Origin of the sequence: Streptomyces sp. NPDC020490, assembly GCF_044335305.1 — a bacterium.
Lineage (GTDB): Bacteria > Actinomycetota > Actinomycetes > Streptomycetales > Streptomycetaceae > Streptomyces.
In genome coordinates this window covers 635,535-647,502 of sequence record NZ_JBIRUY010000001.1, presented here as the reverse complement: position 1 = coordinate 647,502, position 11,968 = coordinate 635,535, and the positions used below count along the sequence as shown (strand labels likewise).

General features: G+C 73.1%; 10 protein-coding genes. 2 read left to right on the top strand and 8 right to left on the bottom strand.

What is annotated here, in order from left to right:
- Window positions 1-17: 17 nt before the first annotated feature.
- Together ACH4ZX_RS02905 and ACH4ZX_RS02900 are read right to left on the bottom strand one after the other, a co-directional pair.
- Complete coding sequence (locus ACH4ZX_RS02905; protein WP_398266408.1) at window positions 18-1,874, bottom strand: cellulase family glycosylhydrolase; 1,857 nt, start codon at window positions 1,872-1,874, stop codon at window positions 18-20.
- A gap of 94 nt (window positions 1,875-1,968) precedes the next feature.
- A complete protein-coding gene (locus ACH4ZX_RS02900) occupies window positions 1,969-2,469 on the bottom strand; it encodes a metallophosphoesterase family protein (protein WP_398266405.1) in 501 nt (166 codons plus the stop codon).
- 250 nt (window positions 2,470-2,719) lie between these two features.
- On the opposite strand from ACH4ZX_RS02900, the gene ACH4ZX_RS02895 reads away from it, so the two are divergent.
- Both ACH4ZX_RS02895 and rfbC read left to right on the top strand, forming a co-directional pair.
- The gene (locus ACH4ZX_RS02895; RefSeq protein ID WP_398266402.1) at window positions 2,720-4,675 is read left to right on the top strand and encodes a glycosyltransferase family 2 protein; all 1,956 of its coding nucleotides are present in this window, start codon (window positions 2,720-2,722) and stop codon (window positions 4,673-4,675) included.
- 19 nt (window positions 4,676-4,694) lie between these two features.
- Window positions 4,695-5,288: a dTDP-4-dehydrorhamnose 3,5-epimerase gene (gene rfbC / locus ACH4ZX_RS02890; protein WP_398266688.1), complete on the top strand. Its 594-nt coding sequence runs from the start codon at window positions 4,695-4,697 to the stop codon at window positions 5,286-5,288.
- Window positions 5,289-5,314: 26 nt separating this feature from the next.
- Here rfbC and ACH4ZX_RS02885 read toward each other — a convergent pair whose 3' ends face one another.
- The 6 genes from ACH4ZX_RS02885 to ACH4ZX_RS02860 all read right to left on the bottom strand — a co-directional run bounded on the left by ACH4ZX_RS02885 (window position 5,315) and on the right by ACH4ZX_RS02860 (window position 11,959).
- Window positions 5,315-6,118 (bottom strand): class I SAM-dependent methyltransferase, encoded by an 804-nt coding sequence (locus ACH4ZX_RS02885; RefSeq protein WP_398266399.1) that lies wholly within the window; start codon window positions 6,116-6,118, stop codon window positions 5,315-5,317.
- Entirely contained in the window at window positions 6,105-6,986 is an 882-nt protein-coding gene (gene rfbD, locus ACH4ZX_RS02880; RefSeq protein WP_398266396.1) for a dTDP-4-dehydrorhamnose reductase, read from the bottom strand. The genes ACH4ZX_RS02885 and rfbD overlap by 14 nt, the downstream gene beginning before the upstream one ends.
- A complete protein-coding gene (rfbB, locus tag ACH4ZX_RS02875) occupies window positions 6,983-7,966 on the bottom strand; it encodes a dTDP-glucose 4,6-dehydratase (RefSeq protein ID WP_398266393.1) in 984 nt (327 codons plus the stop codon). The genes rfbD and rfbB overlap by 4 nt, the downstream gene beginning before the upstream one ends.
- The gene (locus ACH4ZX_RS02870) at window positions 7,963-9,030 is read right to left on the bottom strand and encodes a glucose-1-phosphate thymidylyltransferase (RefSeq protein ID WP_398266390.1); all 1,068 of its coding nucleotides are present in this window, start codon (window positions 9,028-9,030) and stop codon (window positions 7,963-7,965) included. Before ACH4ZX_RS02870 ends, rfbB begins: the two co-directional genes overlap by 4 nt.
- Before the next feature lie 119 nt (window positions 9,031-9,149).
- The gene (locus ACH4ZX_RS02865; protein ID WP_360750653.1) at window positions 9,150-9,329 is read right to left on the bottom strand and encodes a hypothetical protein; all 180 of its coding nucleotides are present in this window, start codon (window positions 9,327-9,329) and stop codon (window positions 9,150-9,152) included.
- A 170-nt stretch (window positions 9,330-9,499) separates the two neighbouring features.
- Entirely contained in the window at window positions 9,500-11,959 is a 2,460-nt protein-coding gene (locus ACH4ZX_RS02860; RefSeq protein WP_398266385.1) for a SpoIIE family protein phosphatase, read from the bottom strand.
- Between the last annotated feature and the right edge of the window lie 9 nt (window positions 11,960-11,968).

Here is an 11,968-nt window from a genome sequence, read left to right as displayed (position 1 = left end):
CCGGGACCTTTTGTGCGTCAGAAGTGCGCCGCCGCCCACGCCGACAGTTCCGACCGCGCCGCGCCCAGCAGGGCCGCCGACGGCGCGGAGGCGCCGTCGGTCACCAGCGCGTAGTGCAGGACGCCCGCGTCGGAGTCGGTGAGCAGCAGCCGCCGGCTGCCCGTGCCGCCCGGTTCCGCGGCGACCGCGACGGGGGTCGACGCGGTGTACTCCGGCGGGGCGTACACCGTGCCCAGGTCCGAGACCACGGTGGTGGCGGACGTGGGGAACGACGCCGGCAGGTGCAGCTCGGTGGGCGCCGAGCCGCCGCCCGAGCGCCACACCAGCAGCCCGTACCGTCCGGACCCCACGAGCTGGGCCACGTTGGGCAGCGAGCTCGGCACCGGGTTCCAGGTCAGGGTCGTGGAGCCGTCGCGGGAGCGGTCCTCGTAGGTGAAGGCGGCCGTCGCGCCGGAGGTGGCGCTCGGGTAGAGCCGGTCCAGCAGCCGGGCGTCCTGACGCAGCGTCACGGTGCCGGCGTCGTCGAGGCGGACGGCGGACAGGTCCTCGTCGTTCCAGGCGTCACCCGAGGTGAGCACCTTGCCGGGATTGCCGTTCATCGGCTCGTGGTGGCGTCCGCTGTAGATGTCCCACTGCCACTGCGTGCCGGAGAGCACCGGGCCGGAACTCGCCGGTTTCGACCACCAGCTCGCGCCCGGCACCCGGGAGTCGAGCGCCTGGTACATCGCCTTGACGACGGTCGGCGCCTTGTCCGAGACCGTGCCGGCGAGCGGGTGCCCGAACTCGCTGACCACCGCGGCCGTCCCGGCGGCCGCGGCACGGTCCCTGACCGCGCCGAAGTCGCTCGTGTACTGCCCGTCGGCCGCCTTGCCCCACATCAGGATCCCGGAGATGGCCTTCTGGTCGTAGAAGTGGGTGTTGAAGACGTAGCGGGAGCCGAGCGTTCCGGCGTCGAGCAGCCCGCCCTCCTGCTTCTGGGAGTCGATGTTGGCGTTCCAGAAGAGGTTGGGCTCGACGAGGGCCGGCTTGTCCTGCCAGCCCGCCGCGTCCATCCGGGCCCGGAACCGCTGGTAGAAGGGCCACAGCAGGTCCCGCTCCCAGGCGCGGCTGGTCCGGCCCGAGTCGTAGCTCCCGGCATACGGCTCGTTGTAGGGGTCGAAGCCGGCGACACCGGCGAACTCCGCGTCGCTGACGTGCTGCTCGACGTACGCCATGGCCGTCTGCGCGGTGGCGAGGAAGGCGTCCTGCAGGCCGTGGGCGTTGTACCAGAAGTCGTACTGCGCCTGCTGCACGGCCTTGTTCTGGGTGATGTTCTGGCCCCAGAAGAAGCAGATGCCGCAGGATTCCTCGGGGTAGCCCCCGGCCGCCACGGCCCACTCCGGGGCGCCGTCGCCGGTGTACCAGCTGCCCTCGTCGAAGAGGTACCGGGAGTAGAGGTCCTGGTGGAAGTCGGGGTAGACGCGGATGCCGGCGTCGAGGAAGGCGCGCATCTGGTCGGTGACGGCGGCCAGGTACGCGGTGTCGACCTGGCCGCGTGCGGGTTCGGCGTGGGCCCACGACAGCAGGAAGCGCACCGCGTTGCCGCCTCCCAGGGCGCGCAGCGCGGTCGCGGACTTCCTCGCGTCGGCGACGGAGGCGAAGGGCAGCCCGCCGTTCTCCTCCAGCTTGGTCTCGCCGGAGACGTCGTAGCCGCGCAGCACGATCTCACGGCCGGTGCCGTCGACGAGACGGCCGTCGGCCACGGTCAGCGGCGTCCCGTCGAACCAGAGCGAGCCGGGCAGGCTCGCGGCGGCGGCGGGCGGCGCACCCGTCGCCGTGACGGCTGCGCACAGGACCACCAGAACGGCGAGCAGACGAGCGCACATGTTTGGCATGTCCACTACAGTCGAGCCATGTCCGGACACAGTCAACACTGCTGACTCCACGGTAAGTCCGGACGCGCCCGGCCTGTACGCCCCGTCGGCACGCCTACCCCGGGGGCAGCCGGTGCAGTTCCACGTCCGTGAGCCGGCCGTCGGCCACGGCGGCGGTCAGGTAGGTGCAGTGCGGCCGGCGCCGGCGGTCGGTCGGGGAACCGGGGTTGAGCAGGCGCAGTCCGGTCGGGGCGGTGGTGTCCCAGGGGATGTGGCTGTGCCCGAAGACCAGCACGTCGAGGTCCGGGAACCGGGCGGCACAGCGCGCCTCGCGCCCCCGCGCGGATCCCGTCTCGTGCACGACGCCGAAGCGCAGACCGCCGAGTTCGGCGTACGCCACCTCGGGCAGCCGTGCGCGGAGCTGCGGCCCGTCGTTGTTGCCGTACACCCCGACGAGCCGGCGGCTGAGGCCCTCCAGCAGGTCGAGGGTGGCCGTGTCCACCCAGTCCCCGGCGTGCAGGACGACGTCGGCGCGCGGGATCTCGGCGAGGAGCCGCGCGGGCAGCCGCTTCGCCCGCCCGGGGAGGTGGGTGTCGGACATCAGGAGCAGGCGCACAGGGGCAGCCTAGGCCTGTCGTCCGGATCATCCCCGGCGCCGCGGCGGCGCGCGGGGGGTCCCCCGGTCGGGCGAGCGGGACGCGACGTCCGGGATACTGGAGTCTCCGGCCAGGACACAGGGCCGACGCGGCCCCGGCAGGCGCTCTCACAGCCGGTCCGGAGTGGGACGGGGCGCTCGGCGGAGTTAGCATCTGGCCACCCGTATCCGATCATTCACGGCGAGTGAACCGAGGGGGCTCGGAAGCCCGATGCCGGTCAAGGTCAGCGTCATCATCCCCGTGTACAACCCGGGGACCTACATCGAGGACTGCATCGACTCGCTGTTGAGGCAGTCGCTGCCACCCGACGAATACGAAGTGATCTTCGTCGACGACGGCTCCACCGACGGCACCCCGGCCCGGCTCGACGCGCTCGCCGCCGAGGAGTCCCGGGTGAGCGTCATCCACCAGGAGAACTCCGGCTGGTCGGGCAAACCCCGCAACGTCGGCATCGCCGCCGCGCGGGGCGAGTACGTCATGTTCGTCGACAACGACGACCATCTGGGCCACGAGGCCCTGGAGCGGATGTACGACTACGGCGTGGCCAACGGCGCCGACGTCGTCGTCGGCAAGATGGCCGGCCGCGGCCGGGCGGTCCCGGTGGAACTGTTCCGCCGCAACCGGCCCCGCGCCTCCGTCGCCAACGCCCCGCTCATCGACAGCCTCACCCCGCACAAGATGTTCCGGCGGGAGTTCCTGGACCGCATCGGCCTGCGCTTCCCGGAGGGCCGGCGGCGGCTGGAGGACCACGTCTTCGTGGCCGAGGCGTTCCTGCGCGCGGACAACGTGAGCGTGCTCAGCGACTACGTCTGCTACTACCACGTGCGCCGGGACGACTCCTCCAACGCCGGCTTCCAGCGCTTCGACCCGGTCGGGTACTTCGAGAACCTCCGGGAGGCCCTGGACGTCGTCGAGCGGTACACCGAGCCGGGGCCGCTGCGCGACGGCCTCTACCGGCGCTGGCTGCGCGTGGAGATGGTGGAGCGGCTGCGCGGCCGCCGCTTCCTCGCCCAGCCCGACGACTTCCGGCGGGGGCTGTTCGAGGAGATCCACCACGTCGCCAAGGAACGCTTCGGCCCCGGCGTCGCCGCCGGACTGCAGCCCACCCAGCAGGTCGTCGCCGCGCTGATCGCCGCCGACCGCTACGACGACGTCGTCGCCTTCGCCGAGTGGGAGGCCGGCGTCGCCCTGTCGGCCGAACCCGCCCGCGTCGCATGGGCGGACGGCACACTGCGGATCGAGTTCGCCGCCGAGTTCACCGCGGGCGGCACGCCGCTGCTGTTCCCCGGCGGCGCCGCGCCCGCCCCGCTGGACGGCGCTCCGCTGGACGTCGCCGAGGCGATCGCCTGGGTGTGCGCGGACTCCTTCGCCCGGTTCGGCACGGCCACCGCGGACCTGCTGCTGCGCGAACGCTCCACCGCCGCCCAGTACTTCCAGCCCGTCGAACTCACCCGGGAGATCATGCCGGCCGGGGACGACGGCACGCGGACCCGGCTGGTGCTGCGCGCGTCGGCCACCGTCGACCCGGCCGCGGCGGCGGGCGGCGAGCCGCTGCGCGGCGGGCTGTGGGACGCCCACGCCCGGGTGAGGCTGGGCGGCTGGACCAAGGAGTGCCGTGTCGGGCCGGGTCCGCGCAAGGCCCGCGCGGCCGCGTCGGCGGGTGTCGTCGCGGACCGGGTCGTCCTGCCGTACTGGACCGACCGGCACGGCTACCTCTCCCTGGACGTCGACCGGGCGGGCAAGCGCCTGGGGCTCGACCGTCTCTCCCCCGACGACACCGTCGTCTCCGGCGGCAGGCTCAGCGCGCCGGTGCCGCTGCACGTCCCCGGCGAGACCGCGGTGCTGCTGAGGTTCACCTCGCCGGACGCCTCCGTGGACGCGCCCGGCACCCTGTCACCGGCCGGGGAGGGAGCCCTCCTGGAGGCCGCGCTGCCCGTCGCGGACCTCGGCGGCGCCACCTGGCGCACCACCCTGTGCCCGGCCCCCGACGCCGCCGAACCCCGCTTCCTGCCCCTGCCGCTGTCCCTGAGCGGCGACGGCCGGTCGGTCGGCGTGGTGCGGACCCCCCGGCCCGGCACGGTACGGCGGCTGGTCCGCGGGGCGCGGCGGATGCTCGCCGTCGCCCTGGGCAGGAAATCGGACCGGGGCCGAGCGGGAAAGGCGTGACGGCGTGCGATCACTGGAGATGACCGGCGCGTGGGTGCTGGAGCCCAAGGTCTTCCCGGACGAGCGGGGCACCTTCCACGAGTGGTACCGCGGCGAGGAGTTCCGCGAGGCCACCGGGTACGACCTGGCGCTCGCGCAGGCCAACTGCTCCGTCTCCCGGCGGGGCGTACTGCGCGGGGTGCACTTCGCCGACGTGCCGCCCGGACAGGCCAAGTACATCACCTGCGTGCGCGGCACCGTCCTCGACGTGGTCGTCGACCTGCGCACCGGCTCCCCCACCTTCGGGCGGTGGGAGGCGGTGCGCCTCGGTGACGGCACCCACCACGCGGTGTTCCTCGCGGAGGGCCTGGGGCACGCCTTCATGGCCCTCAGCGACGACGCGACCGTGGTGTACCTGTGCTCGACCGGTTACGCGCCCGAGCGGGAACACGGCGTGCACCCGCTCGACGCGGCCCTCGGCATCGACTGGCCCGAGGGCGTCACCCCGGTGCTGTCGCCGAAGGACGCCGAGGCCCCGTCGCTGGCCGAGGCCGAGCGGACGGGGCTGCTGCCGTCGTACAAGGCCTGCGTCGCCCGGTACAAGGAGCTGCGCGGCGGGGCGTTCAGCGACTGACGGCGCGCGGCTGACCGCGAACCGGTTCAGCGGCTGACGGCGAGCCGGTCCAGGGCCGAGCGCAGGGGCTCCCAGCCACGGGACCGCCGCAGGCCGCGGTTGCGGGCCCGCACCAGGGGGCGCCAGAAGTCCGCTTCCAGCAGCGCCTCGGGCTTGACCGCCTGCACCCGTTCCAGGACCGCCTCCGGCACCTTCTGCGGGTCGGGGACCTCGTACTCGGCGATGATCTCGTCGTACTTGTCGTGCAGCACCCTGTTGCGGGGATCGGCGCCGAAGACCACGAGCTGCCCGGTGGGCCGCGTGTCGACGAGGACGGTGACCAGGTCGGGCCGGTAGCGGCCCAGGATCTCGGTGACCTTGTAGACGTCGCCGGTCCAGGCGGTGGTGTGCCGGTCGCGGGCCGCCTCGTCGACGCTGCGCGGCAGCATGTCGTCGAAGACGATCACACTCGACCAGTCCGCGTGCTTCTCGACGTTCATGAAGTCGCGCAGGGCGTACTCGAACAGGTGCATGCCGTCGATGAACGACAGGTCCAGGGTGGTGCGCCGCCAGTAGCCGAACGGCGCGCGGCCGCGGCGCAGGTTGCGCAGCGGGTGGCGGCCACCGCGCAGGTGCGCGAGCGGGTTGTCGCGGGCGAAGAAGTCGTCGCTGGTGGCCTTGACCAGGTGGACGTCGCACCGGATCTCGGTGACCACCTTGAAGGCCGGGTCGACGGCGATGCTGGGCACGCGCGACAGCTTCAGGCTGCGGCCGTCGTTGACACCGATCTCCAGGTAGTTGCGGTTCGCGCTGACCTTGTGCAGTTCCCGCAGGAACTCATGGCGTTTCACGAAGGGACTCCTTGCGGATGTGAGGCAGAGCTTCGTGCAGGGCGGCGCGCCAGTCGCGCAGCGGCGGCAGGCCGAGTTCCCGCCACCGCCCGTGGGCGAGGGCGCTGTACGCGGGGCGGGGCGCGGGCCGGGGGTAGGCCGCGCTGCCGACCGGGCGGACGCGGTCCGGGTCGGCGCCGAGGACGTCGAACACCTCGCGGGCCAGGTCGTACCAGGTGGTCTCGCCGGAGCTGGTGGCGTGCAGGACACCGCTCACGCCGCGGCCCATGAGCGGGCCTAGGTCGGCCACGCGTGCGGCGACGTCCGCGCTCCACGTCGGCTGCCCACGCTGGTCGTCGACCACGTCGACGGTGGCGCGACGGGCTTCGAGATCCATCATGGTGCGCACGAAGCTACGGCCGTGGACGCCGTAGAGCCAAGCGGTGCGCACGATCACGCCGGTGTCCGGGAGTTCCTCCAGCACGGCGCGTTCGCCCGCGAGCTTGGTGCGGCCGTAGGCGGTGCGCGGGGCGGGCGGGTGGTCCTCGGGGTAGGGGGTGGTCGCGTCGCCGGGGAAGACGTAGTCGGTGGAGACGTGGACCAGGCGGGCGCCGGCCGCGGCGCAGGCGCGGGCCAGGTGACGCGGTCCGTCGCCGTTGACGCGCAGCGCGCGGTCCTCGTCCGTCTCGGCGTCGTCGACCGCCGTGTAGGCGGCGCAGTTGACGACCACGTCGGGCCGGTGCGCGGCGATCGCGTCGGCGACGGCGTCGTACCGGGTGATGTCGAGGGCGCCCCGGTCCAGTCCCGTCACCGGCTCGCCGCGCCGGTCGAGTACGTCGGTCATGTCCCGGCCCAGCATGCCGCCGGCCCCCGTGACCAGCCACCTCATGACGTCTCCCGCGGCGCCGCGCGCCGCTTGAGCGGCTCCCACCAGGCGCGGTTGTCCCGGTACCAGGCGACGGTCTCGGCGAGGCCGGCGGTGAAGTCGCGGCGCGGGCGGTAGCCGAGTTCGTCGCGGGCCTTGCTCCAGTCGACGGAGTAGCGCAGGTCGTGTCCCTTGCGGTCCGCCACGTGCTCGACCCGGTCCCAGCCGGCGCCGCACGCCTCGAGCAGCAGGCCGGTGAGTTCCCTGTTGGTCAGTTCGGTGCCGCCGCCGATGTTGTAGACCTCGCCGGGGCGGCCCTCGGCGCGGACCAGTTCCACGCCCGCGCAGTGGTCGTCGACGTGCAGCCAGTCGCGGACGTTGAGTCCCTCGCCGTAGAGGGGGACCTTCTCGCCGTCGAGGAGGTTGGTGACGAACAGCGGGACGACCTTCTCGGGGAACTGGTGCGGGCCGTAGTTGTTGGAGCAGCGGGTGACCCGCACGTCCAGGCCGTGGGTGCGGTGGTAGGCGAGCGCGAGCAGGTCGGAGGACGCCTTCGAGGCGGAGTAGGGGGAGTTGGGCCGCAGTTGGGCCTCCTCCGTGGTGGACCCCGTCTCGACGGATCCGTAGACCTCGTCGGTGGAGATGTGCACGAAGGTCTCCACCTCGTTCCGCAGGGCCGCGTCCAGCAGGGTCTGCGTGCCGACCACGTTGGTCAGCACGAAGTCCTGCGCCCCGGTGATCGAGCGGTCCACGTGGGACTCGGCGGCGAAGTGCACGACCTGGTCCGCGTCGGCCATGAGCTTTTCGACGAGCTCGGCGTCGCGGATGTCGCCCTGCACGAACCGCAGACGGGGGTGGTCGAGATCGAGGTTGTCGAGGGTGCCGGCGTACGTGAGCTTGTCCAGCACGGTGATCCGGGGCGCGCCCGGGCCGTCGTCGTCGAGCAGGGAACGCACGTAGCGGGAGCCGATGAAGCCGGCGGCGCCGGTGACGAGGAGATTCATGTGTGGATCTGCACCTTGCTGTGGTCGCCGAGGACGAGTCGGTGGGCGCTGGGCACGCTGGGGGCCGGCGTCACCTCGACGTGCCGGCCGATCAGCGAGTTCTCGATCCGGCCCACCCCGCTGATCGAGGAGTCGCGCAGCACGATGGAGAACTCCAGCTCGCTGTCGGTGATGCGGCAGTTCTCCGCGACCGAGGTGTAGGGGCCGACGTAGGAGTCCTCGACGACGGTTCCGGCGCCGATGACGACGGGGCCGACGAGGCGGGAGTTCACCACGTGCGCCCCCTCCTCGACCACCACGCGCCCCACCGTCTCCGACGCCTCGTCGACGTCGCCGTCGATGCGCCGCTCGACGCCTTCCAGGACCGTCCGGTTGACCTCGAGCATGTCGACGACGTTCCCGGTGTCCTTCCAGTAGCCCTCGATGACGGTGCTGCGCACGTCGGCGCGCTGGTCGATCAGGTGCTGGATGGCGTGGGTGATCTCCAGCTCCCCGCGCCAGGAGGGCCGGATGGCGCGCACCGCGTCGTGGATCGCCGGAGTGAACAGGTAGACGCCGACCAGCGCGAGGTCGCTCTTGGGATGTTCGGGTTTCTCCTCCAGGCGCACCACCTGACCGGCGGCGTCGAGTTCGGCGACGCCGAACGAGCGGGGGTCCGCCACTTTCGTGAGCAGGATCTGCGCGTCCGGCCGGTTCCGGCGGAACTCGTCGACGAGGGCGGTGATGCCGCCGACGATGAAGTTGTCGCCCAGGTACATCACGAAGTCGTCGTCGCCGAGCCAGTCCCGCGCGATGAGCACCGCGTGGGCCAGGCCCAGGGGCTTCTCCTGGGGGATGTAGGTGATCTCCAGACCGAACTTGGAGCCGTCGCCGACCGCTTCCTGGATCTCGGCGGCGGTGTCCCCGACGATGACGCCGACCTCGGTGATCCCGGCGTCCGCGATGGACTCCAGTCCGTAGAAGAGCACGGCCTTGTTGGCCACGGGCACGAGTTGTTTGGCCGACGTATGCGTGATCGGCCTGAGTCGTGTACCAGCACCGCCTGACAGCACGAGAGCCTTCATCTGCTTCACCATAGCCGCGATCCCGGCAAGGGGATCGGGACAGATGTGGCCGGTTCGTTACGGCGATGCCGCGCCGGGGCGTCCGACGGCGGCGGTGACGCCTGCCGTCCGGGGTGTGTTCAGTCCTCACCCCGCACTATGTTCCAGTCCGGGCCCAGTTGCGCCGTCCGGGTGGGGCTGTCGTCCACGACGGCCGGGACGCAGGTCCGCACGACCCTCTTCCCCCGCAGGCGGCGGGCTTCCCGCCAGCCGGTCTCGGGATCGCGGTCGACGGGCTTGTCACTGGTCTGCGACGTCACGGCACTTCATCTTCCTTCTGCTGCGCGTTCTGCCTCCCCGCCCGCACGGGGCCGGGGCCCACCGCTCGTCCGCGGTGTCCTCACGAGTCCCCGGCAGGGATTCGGCCAAACGCGGCACACGGACACCACAGGCCCCGTGAGGGGACCTTCCCACAGCCTCGGCGTTCGGGTCACGGGCCGCCGACCGCGAGCTCCGCCCACACCTGTTTGCCGCCGCTGACCGGCACGGTGCCCCAGGACAGCGACATCGCCTCGACGAGGAGGATGCCGCGCCCGCCGGTGGCCTCCCAGCCGATGCTGGTCGGCTTGACGGGGGTGCGGGGGGAGGAGTCGGCGACCGAGACGCGCAGCCGGCCACTGAGCAGGGTCAGGTCGAGGCGGACACGGCCGTCGGTGTGCACCAGGGCGTTGGTGACGAGTTCGGAGACCACCAGCAGGGCGGTGTCCAGGTCGTCCCGCGACAGGCCCCAGACGCGCAGGGTCCGCCGGGTGAAGCGGCGGGCGTGTCCGGCGGCCTCCGGCACGCGCCAGACCGTCCATGTCTCGCGCAGCGGGCGCAGGGCCATGCCGTCGTAGCGCAGCAGGAGCAGGGCGATGTCGTCGGCCCGGTGGGCGCCGCCGAGGAGGGTGTCGGCGACGGCGCCGAGATCGTCGGGGCCGCAGGCGGCGAGTTCGCGGGCGAGACGGGCGAGGCCCTCGTCGATGTCGGAGTCGGCGGACTCCACGAGGCCGTCCGTGGTCAGGGCGATCACCGTCCCGGGCTGCAGCCTGAGCGGGCTCATCGGGAACCGCGCCTGGGTGAGCACCCCGAGCGGCGGTCCTCCCTCGGCGTCCGGGACCTCGGCGTGCCCGTCCGGGTGCCGCAGCACCGGCGGCAGGTGTCCGGCCCGGACGTACCAGGCGGCGCCCTCCTCCATGTCGATGTCGACGTAGGCGCAGGTGGCGAAGAGGTCGGTCTCCAGGTCGGCCAGCAGGCGGTTGGCGTGCGAGACGACGACGTCCGGCGGGTGGCCCTCGACGGCGTAGGCACGCAGCGCGGTGCGCATCTGGCCCATGAGGGTCGCGGCGGCGGTGCTGTGGCCCTGGACGTCGCCGATGACGAGGGCGACGTGGTTGTCGGGCAGCGGGATCACGTCGTACCAGTCGCCGCCCACCTCCAGTCCGGCGGTGGCGGGCAGGTAGCGGGCGACGGCGACCGCGCCGGGCAGCGGGGGCAGGCGGCGGGGCAGCAGCTGGCGCTGGAGCATGCCGACGAGTTCGTGCTCGGCGTCGAAGGCGTGGGCGCGCATCAGGGCCTGCCCGGCGAGGCCCGCGGAGGCGGTGAGCAGAGCGCGTTCGTCGGCGGTGAAGTCGTGCGGGGCGTCCCAGCCGATCAGGCAGGCGCCGGCCATCCGGTTGCCGGCGGGCAGCGGCAGCACGGCGAGGCCGCCGGGTCCGATGCCGGCGAGGGCGGCTTCCAGGGCGGTGCCCGCGGGCCAGATCTGGGTGCGGCCCTCGCGCAGCGCGGCGGCCAGGGTCGGCATGGCGCGCACCGGGGCGTCGGGCCATTCCGAACGCCACTCCTGCCGCCACAGCTCCGGCCAGGACTCCGGTTCGGGCGGGTCGAGGACGGTGACCACGAGCCGGTCGCCCTCCAGCTCCGCCAGCGCGATCCGGTCGGCCCGCAGCGGTTTGCGCAGGGCGGCCACCACGGCCTGGCCGACGTCGCGGACGGTGCCGGCGGTGGCCAGGGCGGCGGCCAGCCGCTGGACCCGGGCGACGTCGGTGACGTCGGAGCGCAGCGTGGAGGCGTCGACGACCGTGCCGACGAACCGGACCGGACGGCCGTCCCCGCCGGGCAGCAGCCGCCCGCGCAGCCGCAGCCACTTCGGCGGGCCTTCGGGCTGCAGCACCCGGAACTCCAGCTCGCGCTCGCCGGCGGGCATGTGGTCGGCCTCCACCACGGACATCAGCGCGGGCAGGTCCTCCGGCACGGTCAGTCCGAGCAGCGTCTCGGCCTTGCCGTCGAACTCCTCCCGGGTGAGGCCGACCAGTTCCAGGATGCCGTCGCCGACCTCGATCCGTCCGGTGTCCGTGGCGAGGACGAACGACCCCGGCGGCAGCGCCTCGCCCTCCGCGGCCTGCTCGGGGGCAGGCAGGGCGACGGCCTCGGCGACCAGTTCCAGGGTGCGGCGGTCCTCGGCGCCGAAGCCCCCGGGCCGGACACTGACGGCGACGAGGCAGCCGCCCCCGTCGTCGGCGCGCGCCGGCAGGACCGCGACGTGGAACTCCGGGGACGGCGTGCGCCGGAAGTCGGCGCACTCGGCGACCTGCTCGGGCCCGAGGAACACCGGGCGGCCGGTGCGGTGGACGTCGGCCACCGGGGAGCGCCCGGAGCGGGGGTAGCCGTCGCGGAGCCCGAACAGGGTCCGGGGCACGCCCACCGACTCGGCCAGGCACAGCAGGTCGCCGTCCTCGGACGGGGCGTACACGGCGGCGAACGCCGCCCCGGCGAAGACGAGTGCCTGCTCCAGCACGCGGCGCACCCGTTCGGGCGCGTCCCGGCCGGTCATGAGCACCTTCAGGGCACCTTCGGCACGCAGGCTTCCGGTTCTGCGTTCCGCAGCGCCCTCACTGACCACGTTCGTCATTACAGCGCG

Coding starts and splice junctions, on each gene's coding strand:
- rfbB (WP_398266393.1), bottom strand. CDS start 7,966: ATGAATCTCCTCGTCACCGGCGCCGCCGGCTTCATCGGCTCCCGCTAC.
- rfbD (WP_398266396.1), bottom strand. CDS start 6,986: ATGAGGTGGCTGGTCACGGGGGCCGGCGGCATGCTGGGCCGGGACATG.
- rfbC (WP_398266688.1), top strand. CDS start 4,695: ATGACCGGCGCGTGGGTGCTGGAGCCCAAGGTCTTCCCGGACGAGCGG.
- ACH4ZX_RS02870 (WP_398266390.1), bottom strand. CDS start 9,030: ATGAAGGCTCTCGTGCTGTCAGGCGGTGCTGGTACACGACTCAGGCCG.
- ACH4ZX_RS02895 (WP_398266402.1), top strand. CDS start 2,720: ATGCCGGTCAAGGTCAGCGTCATCATCCCCGTGTACAACCCGGGGACC.
- ACH4ZX_RS02905 (WP_398266408.1), bottom strand. CDS start 1,874: ATGCCAAACATGTGCGCTCGTCTGCTCGCCGTTCTGGTGGTCCTGTGC.
- ACH4ZX_RS02860 (WP_398266385.1), bottom strand. CDS start 11,959: ATGACGAACGTGGTCAGTGAGGGCGCTGCGGAACGCAGAACCGGAAGC.